Origin of the sequence: Streptomyces formicae (genome assembly GCF_002556545.1) — a bacterium.
GTDB lineage: Bacteria > Actinomycetota > Actinomycetes > Streptomycetales > Streptomycetaceae > Streptomyces > Streptomyces formicae_A.
Genome location: NZ_CP022685.1, coordinates 7,893,340 through 7,908,738, shown reverse-complemented (window position 1 = coordinate 7,908,738; position 15,399 = coordinate 7,893,340). Strand labels below are relative to the sequence as shown.

General features: G+C 70.8%; 14 protein-coding genes. 9 read left to right on the top strand and 5 right to left on the bottom strand.

What is annotated here, in order from left to right; translation table 11 throughout:
• Positions 1 to 9 precede the first annotated feature (9 nt).
• From KY5_RS34405 to pssA, 6 genes are all read left to right on the top strand, one after another.
• The gene (locus KY5_RS34405; RefSeq protein ID WP_098245865.1) at positions 10 to 2,058 is read left to right on the top strand and encodes a protein meaA; all 2,049 of its coding nucleotides are present in this window, start codon (positions 10 to 12) and stop codon (positions 2,056 to 2,058) included.
• On the top strand, positions 2,055 to 3,020 hold the full coding sequence (locus KY5_RS34400) for an HpcH/HpaI aldolase/citrate lyase family protein (protein ID WP_098245864.1): 966 nt from the start codon (positions 2,055 to 2,057) through the stop codon (positions 3,018 to 3,020). Before KY5_RS34405 ends, KY5_RS34400 begins: the two co-directional genes overlap by 4 nt.
• A 6-nt stretch (positions 3,021 to 3,026) precedes the next feature.
• A complete protein-coding gene (locus tag KY5_RS34395) occupies positions 3,027 to 3,554 on the top strand; it encodes a MaoC family dehydratase (protein WP_098245863.1) in 528 nt (175 codons plus the stop codon).
• 2 nt (positions 3,555 to 3,556) lie between these two features.
• On the top strand, positions 3,557 to 4,762 hold the full coding sequence (locus tag KY5_RS34390; protein ID WP_098245862.1) for an acyl-CoA dehydrogenase family protein: 1,206 nt from the start codon (positions 3,557 to 3,559) through the stop codon (positions 4,760 to 4,762).
• A 170-nt stretch (positions 4,763 to 4,932) separates the two neighbouring features.
• On the top strand, positions 4,933 to 5,589 hold the full coding sequence (locus KY5_RS34385) for a phosphatidylserine decarboxylase (protein ID WP_055555195.1): 657 nt from the start codon (positions 4,933 to 4,935) through the stop codon (positions 5,587 to 5,589).
• On the top strand, positions 5,576 to 6,430 hold the full coding sequence (gene pssA, locus KY5_RS34380) for a CDP-diacylglycerol--serine O-phosphatidyltransferase (RefSeq protein WP_079043980.1): 855 nt from the start codon (positions 5,576 to 5,578) through the stop codon (positions 6,428 to 6,430). Before KY5_RS34385 ends, pssA begins: the two co-directional genes overlap by 14 nt.
• A gap of 83 nt (positions 6,431 to 6,513) precedes the next feature.
• On the opposite strand, the gene KY5_RS34375 is transcribed toward pssA, so the two are convergent.
• Both KY5_RS34375 and KY5_RS34370 read right to left on the bottom strand, forming a co-directional pair.
• A complete protein-coding gene (locus KY5_RS34375; RefSeq protein ID WP_098245861.1) occupies positions 6,514 to 7,545 on the bottom strand; it encodes a zinc-binding dehydrogenase in 1,032 nt (343 codons plus the stop codon).
• The gene (locus KY5_RS34370; protein WP_098245860.1) at positions 7,542 to 8,720 is read right to left on the bottom strand and encodes an LLM class flavin-dependent oxidoreductase; all 1,179 of its coding nucleotides are present in this window, start codon (positions 8,718 to 8,720) and stop codon (positions 7,542 to 7,544) included. The genes KY5_RS34375 and KY5_RS34370 overlap by 4 nt, the downstream gene beginning before the upstream one ends.
• A 108-nt stretch (positions 8,721 to 8,828) precedes the next feature.
• Here KY5_RS34370 and KY5_RS34365 point away from each other — a divergent pair, with 108 nt between their 5' ends.
• The gene (locus KY5_RS34365; protein WP_098245859.1) at positions 8,829 to 9,656 is read left to right on the top strand and encodes a PaaX family transcriptional regulator C-terminal domain-containing protein; all 828 of its coding nucleotides are present in this window, start codon (positions 8,829 to 8,831) and stop codon (positions 9,654 to 9,656) included.
• Here the strand turns inward: KY5_RS34365 and KY5_RS34360 are convergent.
• The 3 genes from KY5_RS34360 to KY5_RS34350 all read right to left on the bottom strand — a co-directional run bounded on the left by KY5_RS34360 (position 9,653) and on the right by KY5_RS34350 (position 12,332).
• Positions 9,653 to 10,408, bottom strand: a complete 756-nt coding sequence (locus KY5_RS34360) for a DUF4239 domain-containing protein (protein WP_098245858.1) — start codon at positions 10,406 to 10,408, stop codon at positions 9,653 to 9,655. The genes KY5_RS34365 and KY5_RS34360 overlap by 4 nt on opposite strands.
• Positions 10,405 to 11,010 (bottom strand): hypothetical protein, encoded by a 606-nt coding sequence (locus KY5_RS34355; RefSeq protein WP_098245857.1) that lies wholly within the window; start codon positions 11,008 to 11,010, stop codon positions 10,405 to 10,407. The genes KY5_RS34360 and KY5_RS34355 overlap by 4 nt, the downstream gene beginning before the upstream one ends.
• Positions 11,011 to 11,162: 152 nt before the next feature.
• The gene (locus KY5_RS34350) at positions 11,163 to 12,332 is read right to left on the bottom strand and encodes a glycerate kinase (RefSeq protein WP_098245856.1); all 1,170 of its coding nucleotides are present in this window, start codon (positions 12,330 to 12,332) and stop codon (positions 11,163 to 11,165) included.
• A gap of 157 nt (positions 12,333 to 12,489) precedes the next feature.
• Between KY5_RS34350 and KY5_RS34345 the strand changes: the two genes are divergently transcribed.
• Both KY5_RS34345 and KY5_RS34340 read left to right on the top strand, forming a co-directional pair.
• On the top strand, positions 12,490 to 14,214 hold the full coding sequence (locus tag KY5_RS34345) for a BCCT family transporter (RefSeq protein ID WP_098245855.1): 1,725 nt from the start codon (positions 12,490 to 12,492) through the stop codon (positions 14,212 to 14,214).
• Between the two features lie 110 nt (positions 14,215 to 14,324).
• The gene (locus KY5_RS34340) at positions 14,325 to 15,395 is read left to right on the top strand and encodes an ADP-ribosylglycohydrolase family protein (RefSeq protein ID WP_098245854.1); all 1,071 of its coding nucleotides are present in this window, start codon (positions 14,325 to 14,327) and stop codon (positions 15,393 to 15,395) included.
• Positions 15,396 to 15,399 lie beyond the last annotated feature (4 nt).

The following is a 15,399-nucleotide window of genomic DNA, read 5'->3' as shown; positions in this document are numbered from 1 at the left end:
CAGCGGAACATGACAGAGCGTCAGAAGGATCGGCCGTGGCTCATGCGGACGTACGCCGGTCACTCCACGGCGGAGGCGTCCAACGAGCTGTACCGGCGCAACCTCGCCAAGGGGCAGACGGGCCTCTCGGTCGCGTTCGACCTGCCCACGCAGACCGGCTACGACCCCGACCACATCCTCGCCCGCGGCGAGGTCGGCCGGGTCGGCGTCCCGGTCTCGCACCTCGGTGACATGCGGCGGCTGTTCCAGGACATCCCCCTGGACCGGATGAACACCTCGATGACGATCAACGCCACCGCCATGTGGCTTCTGGCGCTCTACCAGGTGGTCGCGGAGGAGCAGGGCGCGGACATCACCCAGCTCCAGGGGACGACGCAGAACGACATCGTCAAGGAGTACCTCTCGCGCGGGACGCACGTCTTCCCGCCGGGGCCCTCCCTGCGCCTGACCACCGACATGATCACGTACACGGTGGCCCACATCCCCAAGTGGAACCCGATCAACATCTGCAGCTACCACCTCCAGGAGGCGGGGGCCACACCGGTCCAGGAGATCGCGTACGCGATGTCCACCGCCGTCGCGGTTCTCGATGCCGTACGCGACTCAGGGCAGGTCCCCGAGGAGAAGTTCGGGGACGTCGTGGCCCGCATCTCCTTCTTCGTGAACGCGGGTGTCCGCTTCATCGAGGAGATGTGCAAGATGCGGGCGTTCGGGCGGATCTGGGACCAGATCACGCGCGAGCGGTACGGCATCGAGAACCCGAAGCAGCGCCGGTTCCGCTACGGCGTGCAGGTCAACTCCCTCGGCCTGACCGAGGCCCAGCCGGAGAACAACGTCCAGCGCATCGTGCTCGAAATGCTGGCCGTCACGCTCTCCAAGGACGCACGCGCGCGTGCCGTGCAACTCCCGGCCTGGAACGAGGCGTTGGGGCTCCCCCGCCCCTGGGACCAGCAGTGGTCCCTGCGCATCCAGCAGGTCCTCGCGCACGAGAGCGACCTGCTGGAGTACGAGGACATCTTCGCGGGCTCGCACGTCATCGAGAAGAAGGTCGACGAGCTGGTCACCGACTCGCTCACCGAGATGGACCGGATCCAGGAGATGGGCGGCGCGATGGCCGCCGTCGAGTCCGGTTACCTCAAGTCCCAGCTCGTCTCCTCGCACGCCGAGCGCAGGGCCAGGATCGAGGCGGGCCACGAGAAGATCGTGGGCGTGAACGTGTACGAGTCGACCGAGCCCAACCCGCTCACCGCCGACCTGGACGCCGCGATCATGACGGTGGACCACGCCGTCGAGGCGAAGGTCGTGCGGGCCATCGGCGACTGGCGCACCACGCGTCAGGAGTCATCGGACCGCCAGGGCATGGGCGACCCGTACCACTTCCCGACCACCCAGCAGGCCCTCGACCGCCTCAAGGAGGCGGCCGCCGGTACGGAGAACCTCATGGAGGCCACCCTGGAGTGCGCCCGCGCCGGGGTCACGACCGGCGAGTGGTCCGAGGCCCTGCGCGAGGTGTTCGGCGAGTTCCGCGCCCCCACCGGCGTCTCCTCGGCGCCGGTCGCGGTGGCCGCCGAGGAGGGCACGCCGATGGCCGAGGTCCGGCGCAAGGTCGCCCTGACCGGTGAGGAACTCGGCGGCAAGCTCCGCCTCCTGGTCGGCAAGCCGGGCCTGGACGGCCACTCCAACGGCGCCGAACAGATCGCCGTGCGCGCCCGCGACGCCGGGTTCGAGGTGGTCTACCAGGGCATCCGGCTCACCCCGGAACAGATCGTGTCCGCCGCGCTCGCCGAGGACGTGCACTGCGTCGGCCTGTCGATCCTCTCCGGATCACACGCCGAGCTGGTGCCCGACGTCCTCGTCAGGATGCGCGAGGCGGGCGCCACCGACGTCCCCGTCATCGTCGGTGGCATCATCCCCAACGCCGACGCCGAAGACCTGAAGCGTGCGGGCGTGGCCGCCGTGTTCACGCCCAAGGACTTCGGCATCACGGAGATCATCGGTCGTATCGTCGACGAGATCCGGAAAGCGAACAAGCTCGACCCTCTGGAGGTCCCCGCATGACCGCGCCCATCAACCGCCTTCGCCCGCGTCGCTCCTGCCTCGCGGTACCGGGCTCGAATCCGCGCTTCCTGGAGAAGGCCCAGGGCCTCCCCGCCGACCAGGTCTTCCTGGACCTGGAGGACGCCTGCGCGCCGCTCGCCAAGCCCGAGGCCCGGCACACCATCGTGAAGTTCCTCAACGAGGGCGACTGGACGGGCAAGACGCGGGTGGTGCGCGTCAACGACTGGACCACCGAGTGGACGTACCGCGACGTCGTCACGGTCGTCGAGGGCGCGGGCCAGAACCTCGACTGCATCATGCTGCCGAAGGTGCAGACGGCCGACCAGGTCGTCGCGCTCGACCTGCTGCTCACCCAGATCGAGAAGACCATGGGCTTCGAGGTCGGCAAGATCGGCATCGAGGCGCAGATCGAGAACGCCCAGGGCCTCAACAACGTCAACGCGATCGCCGAGGCGTCCCAGCGCGTCGAGACGATCATCTTCGGCCCGGCCGACTTCATGGCGTCGATCAACATGAAGTCCCTCGTCGTCGGCGAGCAGCCGCCCGGCTACCCGGCCGACGCCTACCACTTCATCCTGATGAAGATCCTGATGGCCGCCCGCGCCAACAACCTCCAGGCGATCGACGGCCCCTACCTCCAGATCAAGAACGTCGACGGCTACCGCGAGGTCGCGAACCGCGCCGCGGCCCTCGGCTTCGACGGCAAGTGGGTCCTGCACCCCGGCCAGGTCGAGGCGGCCAACGAGGTCTTCTCGCCCTCGCAGGAGGACTTCGACCACGCCGAGCTGATCCTGGACGCGTACGAGTACTACACGTCCGAGGCGGGCGGCAAGAAGGGCTCGGCGATGCTCGGCGACGAGATGATCGACGAGGCGAGCCGGAAGATGGCGCTCGTCATCTCCGGCAAGGGCCGTGCGGCGGGCATGGAGCGCACGTCCACGTTCGAGGCTCCGGAGGCGTAAGACATCATGCAGTTCGGCCGCACCTACGAAGAGTTCACCGTCGGGGACGTCTACAAGCACTGGCCGGGAAAGACGGTCACCGAGTACGACGACCACCTCTTCTGTCTGCTCACCATGAACCACCACCCGCTCCACATGGACAACAACTATGCGGAGAAGACGACGGACTTCGGGAAGAACGTCGTCGTGGGCAACTACATCTACTCGCTGCTGCTCGGCATGTCCGTCCCCGACGTCTCCGGAAAGGCCATCGCCAACCTGGAGGTCGAGTCGCTCAAGCACGTGGCGCCGACCTTCCACGGCGACACGATCTACGGCGAGACGACCGTCCTGGACAAGACGCCTTCGAAGTCGAAGAGCGACCGGGGCATCGTCCACGTGGAGACGAAGGGCTACAAGCAGGACGGCACCCTGGTCTGCGTGTTCCGCCGCAAGGTGATGGTGCCCACCGAGACGTACATCAAGGAGCGCGGCGGCGAACAGCCCGGCCGCCCGGAGCTCAACGCCCCTTCGACGAGCACGGAGAAGAAGTAGCCATGAGCCGACTCGCGCAGACCGCAGGTCTCACCGACATCCAGCAGGAGATCCTGTCCACGGTCCGGGACTTCGTCGACAAGGAGATCATCCCTGTCGCGACCGATCTCGAGCACCGTGACGAGTACCCGCAGCAGATCGTGGACGGTCTCAAGGAGTTGGGCCTGTTCGGGCTCATGATCCCTGAGGAGTACGGCGGCCTGGGCGAGTCGCTGCTCACCTACGCCCTGTGCGTGGAGGAGATAGCGCGCGGCTGGATGTCGGTCTCCGGCATCATCAACACCCACTTCATCGTGGCCTACATGCTCAAGCAGCACGGCACGCAGGAGCAGAAGGAGACGTTCCTGCCGCGCATGGCGGCGGGCGAGGTGCGCGGCGCGTTCTCCATGTCGGAGCCGGGACTCGGCTCCGATGTGTCGGCGATCACATCGAAGGGCGTCAAGGACGGGGACGAGTACGTCCTCAACGGCCAGAAGATGTGGTTGACGAACGGCGGCACATCCACTTTGGTGGCCGTCCTGTGCCGAAGTGACGAAGGACACCCCGAGGGCACGGCGCCCCACAAGTCGATGACCACGTTCCTTGTCGAGAAGGAGCCCGGTTTCGGAGAGGTCCGACCAGGCCTCACCATCCCCGGCAAGATCGACAAGATGGGTTACAAGGGCGTCGACACGACCGAACTCATCATGGACGGGCTACGTATTCCGGCCAATCGCGTGCTCGGCGGGACCACGGGCCGAGGGTTTTACCAAATGATGGACGGCGTCGAAGTCGGCCGCGTCAATGTGGCGGCGCGTGGTTGCGGTGTCGCTCAGCGTGCATTTGAGCTCGGTGTCTCTTATGCCCAGCAACGTCACACTTTCGGCAAGGCGATCGCCCAGCACCAGGCGATTCAGTTCAAGCTGGCCGAGATGGCTACCAAGGTCGAGGCCGCCCATGCGATGATGGTCAATGCAGCACGCAAAAAGGACTCCGGGGAGCGAAACGACCTCGAAGCGGGGATGGCGAAGTACCTCGCCTCCGAGTACTGCAAGGAAGTCGTGGAGGACGCGTTCAGGATTCACGGCGGTTACGGCTTCTCGAAGGAGTACGAGATCGAGCGCCTCTACAGGGAGGCTCCGATGCTGTTGATCGGTGAAGGTACCGCCGAGATCCAGAAAATGATCATTGGTCGTCGACTGCTCGAAGAGTATCGATTCCAGGGCTAGATGCCCGGTTTGAGGGGTTTTCTTCGCGAAGAAGATCACACCCTGTCAACACTCTTCAGCCGTCGACTCGGCTTCCTGGCTTGCCCAGTTGTGCCTCGCAACCGATAGCATCCGGAGAAAGCCGCCGTCCCCCATTCACTGCGCGGCATCATCCGCTACGAAGGTCATCCATGCCCCACAGCCAAACCTCTGCACCACGCGACGGCATTCTTCAGGGACGCCTTGCTCGCGGAGCATCGCCGTGGCTCCTGCCGACCGTCGCCACCGCGGCACTCAGCCTCGCCCGCGCGCGCCGCTCCAAGGGCGCCGCGGCCGTCGCCGTACCCGCCACCGCGCTGGCGGCGGGCATGCTGTGGTTCTTCCGCGACCCCGAGCGCGAGATCGCTCAGGGCCGGGTCATCTCTCCCGCCGACGGCGTGGTGCAGAGCATCATGCCGTGGAAGGACGGGCGCACCCGCGTCGCCATCTTCATGAGCCCGCTGAACGTCCACGTCAACCGCGCGCCCCTCGCGGGCACGGTGACGTCCGTGGAGCACATCCCCGGCGGGTTCGTCCCGGCGTTCAACAAGGAGAGCGAGAACAACGAGCGCGTTGTCTGGCACTTCGACACCGAGCTCGGTGACATCGAGATGATCCAGATCGCGGGCGCGGTCGCGCGGCGCATCGTGCCTTACGTGCCGCAGGGGTCGAAGGTGGAGCAGGGCGAGCGGATCGGCCTGATCCGCTTCGGCTCCCGCGTCGACATCTACCTCCCCGAGGGTGTCGAGGTGGACGTCGAGGTCGGTCAGAAGACCGTGGCTGGGGTGACTCGCATTGACCGTGGTTGATCCTGAGACACAAGCGGGCTGGGTGCCCGAGGCCGCGGAGGACGAGGCCGACGAGGAGATGCCTCTCTCGCTGCGCCTCTCAATAGCGGACACCCTCACGCTCGGTAACGCCACGTGCGGGTTCATGGCGGTGTACTTCACCACCACGGGCATCCTCATCCCGCACCTGCAAGGCAGCAACGAGAGCGGCATGGCGCGGCACTCCGCCGCGACCGCCGTGATCCTGATGCTCTGCGCGGCCGTCTTCGACCTGTTCGACGGCCTCGTGGCGCGCAAGCTGCGGTCCTCGCCGATGGGCGCCGAGCTCGACAACCTGTCGGACCTGATCAGCTTCGGTCTGGCGCCCGCGTACTTCGTCCTCGTCTACGGCATGGTCGCCGACGACGCGCACCAGCGGGTGGCGGCGGTCGGCGCGATCGTCGTGCTGTTGGCGGTGGTGCTGCGGCTTGCGCGGTTCTCGTGCGTGACCGTGAAGGACGGCACCTTCCAGGGCATGCCATCGCCGTTCGGCGCGCTCACGGTCGTCTCGATCGTGCTCCTGGAGCTGCCCTTCGTGGCGACGCTCCTGGCGATCATCGGCACGGCCTGGCTCATGGTCAGCCGCGTCGAGTACCCGAAGCCGCGCGGTCCCCTCGCGGTGGCCATGCTCTCGTGGATCGTCGCGGCCATGGGGCTGCTCGCGGCCTGGGCGTTCGACGCTCCCGGCGGCCAGCTTCTCCTGCAGACGGGCTGCGCGCTCCAGGTCGTCCTCGGCGCGGTGATCCCCCTCTTCGCCACGGCTCGACGGTTGAACAACTTCCGCGACAACCGGCGTGAGGCGCGGGCGGCGCAGTTGCCGTAGCGGCGCTTTGGCAGTGCTTGTGGGGCCCGGACCGTATGGTCCGGGCCCCCTTTGCTTGCGTCTGTCGCCCTGCGGGCTCGTCCTCAAACGCCGGACGGGCTATCAACCACCAGTACCTTCACGTGGTCGTCCGGGTGGGTCAGGGTCTCCATCGCCGCCCCGACCTCCCCGAAGCCCACCTCACCCGTGATCAGCGCCGCCGCGTCCACCCTGCCGTCCGCGATCCGCTCCAGCGTGCGGGCGAACTCCTGCGGCGGGTACTCCATGCACATGGTCACCGTGATGTCCTTGCAGATGCCCACGGCGGGGCGGAAGACGTCCTCCGTCATGCAGGCGCCGATCAGCAGGACGTGGGTGGAGCGCGGGGCGCGGTGCAGGACCGTGTTCAGCATGCCCGGCCTGCCCGAGCACTCGTACACGGTGAGTGACTGGCCGGATCCACGCGCCGCGCGCCAGACGTCGAAGGGGTCGCGCAGCGCCGGGTCCACCACCGTGTGCGCCCCGAAGCGCGCTGCCAGCGCCCTGCGGCGCGGGGAGGGCTCCGATACGACGACGGGGGCGACGCCCCGCTCGACGAGCGCCGCCGTGGCGCCGAGGCCGATGGGGCCCGCTCCGATGACCAGGGCGCCCGTGCCGGGGGCCTGCGCCGCGCGGGCGACGTTGCCGAAGCCGACGGCGAGCGGCTCCGTGAGGGCCGCGACGCGCGGCGGCACGTGGTCGGGGACCGGGACGAGGGCGGCCTCCTGGAGCGTCATCCGCTCGCCGAAGCCACCGGGGAAGCGCGTCGAGTAGCCGATGGTGCGCAGGGTCCCCGAGGGGTCGAGGGCCCAGGGCAGGCCGACGACGACCTTGCCCTGCCACTCCCCCGGGCTCAGCACCCGCGCGCACAGCTCGTGGCCCATCACCAGGTCCTGCTCGGGGTCGAAGAGGAACGCCTGCGTACCCGAGTCCCGCCAGGCCGCGAGGAAGTCCTCGGTGTGCCGGACCGCCGAGAGGTCCGAACCGCAGATGCCGGTCGCCAGCGTCTCGGCGACGACCTGTCCCGGGCCCGGCGCCGGCGGCTCGGGGACCTCGGCTTCGACGAAGCGGCCCGCGCGCAGCACCGCCGCCCTCATCGCGCGTCCGTGACGGCGGCATCGACGGCCGCGCGCATCGCGCCGAGGAACCGCTCACTGTGCGCGCGGGCCCAGGCCATGGACTCCTCGCGGGCCCGGTTGGCGCCGGTGAAGTGCGGCACCACGTACTCGGCGAAGAGTTCGTAGCTGCGCCGCTTCGCCTCAGGGGTGCCGGTCGGCAGGTCGAGCAGGAGCAGGGTGCCGAAACCGCCGGAGGCTTCCGCGAGAGCCTCGATGCGGGCGATGGCGTCCGCCGGGGTGCCGATGGTGGCGACGCCGAAGACGGGGAAGCCCTCGCCGGTCCAGCGGTCGAGCGCGTCCTGCTCGGTGCGGCCCCACGGCAGCGTCGTGTCCGAGAGGCCCTCGAGATAGCGGACCAGGTCGAGGACGCCGTACGCGGCCTGGGCGCGGGCCTGCGCTGCGGTCTCCGCGAGGTGCATCGGCACCACGAGCCGCCAGGCGGCGCGGTCGGCGGTGTGGCCGTGCTCGGCGCAGGACTTCTCGTACGCGGCCCAGTTCCCGGTCAGCGCGGCGAGACCGGCGGGGGCGGCGGCCGCCAGCGAGAGCAGTCCGATGCCGTGCCGCCCCGCCTGCACGGCGCCCGAGGGCGAGACGGCGGAGGCGACCGCCAGCTCGACGCCCTCAGGGCCGTGGGAACGCAGCTGGAGGCGCGCCTCTGCCAGTTCGAACCAGTCCGTGCGCATCGTGACGGTCTCGCCGCGCAAGAGCCGCACGACGGCCTCCAGGGCCTCGGCCATCATGGCGCGCTGCCGCAGCGGGTCGATGCCCATCATGAAGGCGTCGGAGGCCAGCTGCCCCGGGCCCGCGCCCAGCATCACCCGCCCCATGGTCTGGTGGTCGAGCTGGCGGACGCGGTCCGCGAGGATCAGCGGGTGGTGGTAGGGCAGGGAGTTCACGCCCGTGCCGAGCCTGATCCGGCGCGTGTGCTCGGCCGCCGCCGCGATGAAGACCTCCGGCGACGCGATCGTCTCGTACCCGGCGGAGTGGTGCTCGCCGATCCACGCCTCGTCGAAGCCGAGGGCGTCGAGGTGGCGCACCAGGTCGAGGTCGCGGCGGAGCTGTAGCGCGGGGTGCGACGCGAGCCCGTGGTAGGGCGCCAGGAAGACGCCGAAGCGGGTGGGCGGGAGCGGGACGGGGCGACTCCGGTGATCCATGCGTACGCCTTCCGTGGGCGATGACATTGGACGTAATATCGAGCGCTCGAATTCTTACGTCCTATACCGGGGCGCCGAAGAGGTCAACAGGCAGACAGGCAGGGGACGTTGGAGAGGCCACGCACCCGTCGCCGCGCGGACGGCTCCCCCAGCGCGCGGACGCTGCTGCTCACGGTGCTCGGCGAGTACGTGCGCTACGCGGGCGACGCGCGCGTGTGGTCCCGTGCCGTCGTGGCCGCGCTCGGCGCCTGCGGGGTGGGTGAGACGGCGACCCGGCGGGCGATCACCCGGCTCGTCCAGGAGGGCTGGCTGCGTACGGAGTCGGTGGGGCGGTGGACCGCGCTCGTCCTGGAGCCGCGTCTGGTCGCGCTCCTCACGGCCTGGACGCACCGGCTCGAGCGCGCGGTCCTGGAGACGCCGTGGCACGGCGAGTGGCAGCAGTTGCTGCTGCGCGGTCCCGCGCACGGCCGGGCGCTTGTGGCGGAGCAGCTGGCCTTCGAGGGGTTCGGGCGGCTCGCGCCCGGTGGCTGGATCGCGGCGGACCCGGGGGGCGTGGGCGCTCTCAAGGAGCTGCTGCGGGAGCAGGGCCTGGCCGCGCGGGCCACGTGGCTGGTCTCGCGCGCCGACGACGACGGCGCGCTGGTGGCCCGCGCCTGGGACCTGGCGGCGGTGCGGGCCGCGCACGAGGAGTTCGTCGACCGTTTCGACGGGCTGCGTGCGGCGTCGGACGAGGAGGCGTTCGTGCTGCGCACCCGGCTCGTGCACGCGTGGCGCGGCACGTTCGAGCGGGACCCCCGGCTGCCCGGGGCGCTCCTGCCGCCCGGGTGGCCGGGGCTTGTGTCGACGAAGCTGTTCATCGACATGTGGCGCGCGCTGCGGGTCCCCGCCGACCGCTGCTGGCGGGAGCTGGCGCGGGACCCGTCGTCGGCGGGCTAGACGGTGAGCAGGTCCTGGAAGGCGCTCGTCGATTCCGTCACGGACCTGCCGAAGGGCGCGTCGAAGTTCCAGACGAGGAAGAGCAGGAAGGCGATCAGGGCGCTGAAGGTCCCCGCGAGCAGCAACTCCCGTGAGGAGCGCCTGATCTGCAACGTGAAGATCAGGCCGACGGTGACGATCGCCCCGGCGACGAGGCCGAACCAGACCACCCCGGGCAGCGTCGCCTCCGCGTTGTCGGCGCGGGCCCTGCGCGCCTCGTCGGCGGCGGCCACCTGGTCGAGCAGCGGCTGATAGGTCTGCGCCTCCAGGTCGTTGGCGGGCTCGCGCTCGGCGATGTCCTGGCGCAGGGTGTCGAGCAGTTCGGTGCCCCGGTCCGTCAGTTCGTGCTGTTCGATCATGCGCGGCCACTCCACGGCCGTCACGTGCCGCGTGTAGCGCCGTACGTCCTCCTGGATGCGGTCCTGGGTGGCGGCCGGGTAGATCTTGGCGCGGCTGCTGATCTCGTGCAGCGCCTGGGCCTCCTGGCGGGTGCCGTCCTCGGCGGCGCCGCGGGCCTCCCAGACGCCCGCGATGGCGAGTCCGAGGACGATCGCGTACACGACGCCGACCATCATCACCATGTACTCGATGACGTCCGGTGTCTGACTCGGGTCGTCGTCCTCGGGCACGCGGCGGTGCCTGAGGACGGTGACGGTCAGAACGACCGCGCAGGCCAGCGCCATGGCGATGGCGAGTACGAGCCATTCCGTCACGAAGATCCTCCGGAGTGGGAGTGGGAACGGGAAGCGGCGCCCGAGCGGGAGCCCGAGCGCGGCCGCAGCATGGCCGCGGCGAGGACGGCCGGGGTGGTGACGACCATCGTGGTGGTGACCACGGACCGTCCGACCGGGGGCTCGGGGCCTTCGGCGGGGCGGTAGTGCGGCGCGGGGAAGGAGGGGTCCGGTGGGGGCCCGGGCGCGGGTGGCTCGCGGGGCGGGGCGGACTCCAGGCGTACGGGGACGACGAGTTCCCGCACGCGGGGCGGGGCCGGGGCCTGGCTCGGTGCGGCGGGGCGGGCGGGGGACGGCGGCGCGGGGTGTGGTGGCCTGGCGGCGCGCGGCGCGGGGTCCCGCGGCGGCTCCTGCGGCGGTTCCTCGGGCGGCCGGGGGCCCGAGCGAGGCGCGGCGGGCCCCGGCGCGGGCGCGACGGTCACGGCGGCCTCGGCGACCGGCTCGTCCGGCCGGCAGATCTCCACGTGGCCGGTCAGGGCCACGCCGAGCGCCTCGACGTGCGCGGCGACGGACGCGCCGCCCACCGGGCACAGGGTCGTGGCGATGCCCAGGCCCCCGACGCCGAGGCCCGCCCACCCTGTCAAGATCGACTCCTCTTCACGTCCTGAAGAAACGATCAAGTCCCGGGTCGGATACGGGGGCTTCAGGACAGGCGTCGCGAAACGGCGGCGAGGCCCCGCCGGGGTGGGGCGGGGCCTCGCTGAACGGATGACTCGACGTATGGAAGAGCCGGAGGTCAGACCAGGAAGTCCCTGGCGATTCCCTCCGCCGCCGTCTCCAGGATGGGGCCCGCCTCCGCGATGCACCGCGCCACGTCGGGCTCGACGTCGGTGAGGGCGTAGGCGCGGCGGATGCCCGCCTTGCCGAGGACCTCGGGGGCCAGGGCCAGGCGGCCGCAGACCGCGACGACCTCGATGCCCGCGGCCCTGGCGGCCGCGGCCACTCCCGCGGGCGCCTTGCCGTGCAGCGTCTGCTCGTCGAGCGAGCCCTCGCCGGTGATGACGAGGGTGGCCCGCTCCAGGGCGGGCGCGAAGCCGAGCACGTCGAGCATGACCTCGATGCCGGGCCTGAAGCTCGCGCCGAGCCCGACGAGCGCGCCGTATCCGATGCCGCCCGCCGCTCCCGCGCCGGGCGACCGCGCGTACTCGGCGGCCTTGGGTCCGATCGCCTTCTCCAGGACCGTGGCGAAGTGCGCGAGGGCCGCGTCCAGGGCCGCGACGTCGCCGAGGGACGCGCCCTTCTGCGGGCCGTAGACGGCGGGCGCGCCCTTCGGGCCCGTCAGCGGGTTGTCGACGTCGCTGGCGAGGACGATCTCGACGTCCTTCAGGCGCGGGTCGAGGCCCGACAGATCGGCGCTGGCCAGTTCCTTCAGGGGGCCGCCGCCGGGCGCGACGGGCTCGCCGTCCCCGGTCAGGAAGCGCGCGCCGAGCGCGGCCAGCATGCCCGCGCCGCCGTCGGTCGTGGCGCTGCCGCCGACGCCGAAGACGATCGTGCGGGCGCCCGCGTCGAGGGCCGCGCGGAGCAGCTCTCCGGAGCCGTACGTCGTGGACGTGAGCGGCGCGAAGACGCCGTCGGGGAGCAGCTGGAGGCCGGACGCCTCGGCCATCTCCACCACGGCGGTGCCGTCCTTGAAGGCGTACGCGGCGGTCACCGCGGAGCCCAGCGGCCCGGTGACCCGTGCCTCGCGGCGCTCGAAGCCGCCCGCGACGGCCGCGGCGACCGTGCCGTCGCCGCCGTCGGCGACCGGCAGCGCCTCGACCGGCACGTTGGGGGCGATCCGGTGGAGCCCGGCCTTCACCCGCTCGGCGACCTGGACGGCCGTGAGCGAACCCTTGAACTTGTCCGCGGCGATGAGTACGTGCTGCGCCTGCCGCTCGTGTCCCGCCGTCCCTGCAGCGTCCGCCACCTTGCATTCCCCTTGCTTTCCGGGCCTTGCTCGCGTCAAGGCAGTCGCGCCGCTGCGACCATAACCGCAGGAGGGGCTCCCTGCCCATGGCCGCCCTCGGCGATGGACGGCGTGCCCAGGCGAAAAATGAGCCTTTGTCGCTCCATAGTGGTGCGTCATGAGCACGGAAATGATCGATCAGCCCCTCCCCGACGAGGGTCCGCCGGGCCCGCCGTCCACCGGCCAGGACTCCGCGGGCGGCTCGCCCTCGGACGGCACCCCTGACTACACCGTCATCGGCATCGGCGTGGTCGCCGTCCTCGCGGTGGTCGCCTGGGCGGCGATCGGCAAGAAGTCCTTCGAGAGCGCGTCGAGCACGGCGCTCGCCTGGGTCCTGGAGAACTTCGCCTGGCTCTTCGTGATCGCCGCGGACATCTTCCTCGTGCTGTGCGTGGTCATCGCGGTGAGCAGATTCGGGCGGATCAGGCTCGGCAAGGACGACGCGCGGCCCGAGTTCACCGACCTCGCGTGGATCGCGATGATGTTCAGCGCGGGCATGGGCATCGGCCTGATGTTCTACGGCGTCGGCGAGCCCCTCACCCACTATCTGAATCCGCCGCCGTCCAGCACCGCCGAGCCGCGCACCGGCGGCGCGGCGCGGACCGCGCTCGAGTACTCGTTCTTCCACTGGACCCTGACGCCCTGGGCGATCTACGGCATCGCGGGCCTCGCGCTCGCCTACGCCGGCTTCCGCAAGGGCCGCGGGAACCGTCTCAGCGCGGTCTTCGTGCCCCTGATCGGCGAGCGGCGCGCGGCGGGCTGGCCGGGCCGTCTCATCGACCTGCTCGCGCTCTTCGCCACCGTCTTCGGCACGGCGACCAGCCTCGGCGTGGGCGCCCTCCAGGTCGCCACCGGGCTCAACCTCACGACGGGCGCGGAGAATTCGACCACGCTCCAGCTCATCATCATCGTCTCGCTCGGCGCGGCCTTCGTGATCTCCGCGTTCTCCGGGGTGCACAAGGGCGTGAAGTGGCTCAGCACCCTCAACCTCGCGCTCGCCGCCTGTCTGATGCTGTTCGTCTTCGTGCTCGGACCGACCGTCTACATCCTGGACGCGATCCCGGCGAGCGTCGGCGGCTACCTCCACCAGCTCCTGCCGATGGCCTCGCGCACCGGCGCCTTCACCGACAGCAGCTGGCTCGGCGCGTGGACGATCTTCTACTGGGCGTGGTGGCTGTCGTGGGCGCCGTTCGTCGGCACGTTCATCGCGCGGATCTCCCACGGCCGTACGATCCGTGAGTTCCTGATCGGCGTGCTGCTGGTGCCGAGCGGTGCCACCGTCATCTGGTTCTGCGTGATGGGCGGTACGGGGATCCGGCTCGACTCCACCGGCAAGGTCGACATGGCCGAGAAGGTCAAGGAGGGCGCGGAGTCCTCGCTCTTCGCGATGCTGGACGCGCTGCCGCTCGGCACGATCACCTCGTGGGTCGCGATGATCCTCGTCATGACGTACTTCGTCACGAGCGCCGACTCGGCCTCCCTGGTCATGGGCTCCCTCAGCAGCCGCGGCTCCCTGCACCCGCCGACCTGGCTGGTCGTCACCTGGGGCGTACTGATGGCCGCGGTGGCCGCGGTGCTCCTGGTCGCGGGCGGCCTCAGCTCGCTCCAGAGCGCGACGATCCTGGTGGCCCTGCCGTTCGTCGTGGTGATGCTGACGCTGTGCTGGGCCCTGCTCAAGGAACTGCGCCAGGACCCCGGCGCGGGCCCCGCACGCGGCCACGCGCTGCACGGCCTGCGCGACGCGGTCCGCACGATGGTCGGCGACGCGATCACGGAACAGACCCCGGAACGGCATCCCCGGCTGCGCCGGATCGCCAGGTCTCGGAGCCAGGACGAGGACTGAGGCGGAGGCAGGCCCTGAGCGGGCCCGGGAGGGGCCCCGGGCCCGCTCCCGGGCCTCCGGCCTCAGGAGGAACCCGCGCGGAATCCGTGCGGATTCGGTAGACCGGAGACATGACCTCCACGAACCCGGCGGGACCGGGCCTCGCCGACCGCGTGCTCGGCGGATGGCTCGGGCGGATCGCGGGCAACATGCTCGGCAAACCGGTGGAGCGGGGTGACTACTGGACGCGCGAGCGCATCGACCGCTATCTGCGGAGCGCCGACGCCCTGCCGCTCACCGACTACCTTCCCGAACCACCCGTCGGCGGCGAGGAGTTCGCGCTGCGCCCGGAGTGGCGCAGGTGCGTGCGCGGCCGGATCCGCGGCAGCTGCCGGGACGACGACGTCGACTACGCGATCCTCGGCCTGCACCTCCTGGAGACCCACGGGAGCGCGTTCAGCACCGAGCAGGTCGGCGACCTGTGGCTGCTGCGCCTGCCGTACTTGCAGACGTTCACGGCGGAGCGCGCCGCGTACCGCAATCTCGCGGGCGGGCTGCGGCCGCCGCTCACCGCGACGTACGACAACCCCTATCAGGAGTACATCGGCGCCCTCATCCGCGCCGACGTCTTCGGCTGGACCTCGCCCGGCGACCCGCGCCGCGCCGCCTCGCTGGCCCGCCGCGACGCCGTGCTCTCCCACACGGGCAACGGGGTCTACGGCGCGATGTGGGCGGCCGCGCTGATCGCGGCGGCGTTCACCGCGGCCACGCCGCGCCGGGCCGTGGACACCGCGCTCACCGTGATCCCCGCGAGCTGCCGCCTCGCGCGCACCGTGCGGCGCGTGGCCTCGCTGCACGAGGCGGGCCTCGGCTGGGCCGACACGCTCGACACCGTGGGCGAGGAGACGGCGGGGCTCGGCTGGATCCACGTCGTGCCGAACGTCGCCGTGCTGACCGCCGGACTGCTCTACGGCGAGGGCGACTTCACCACGACCATCGCGCTCACGGTGCGCGGCGGCCTCGACACCGACTCCAACGGCGCCACGGCGGGCTCGGTGGCGGGCGTCCTGTGCGGGGCGGCGGCGATCCCCGCGCGGTGGACCGAGCCCCTCCAGGACCGCGTCAGCAGCGCGGTCTTCGGCTTCGACGGGGCCCGGATCAGCGAACTCGCGGCGCGTACCGTGGAATTGGCCGCACAATGATCCC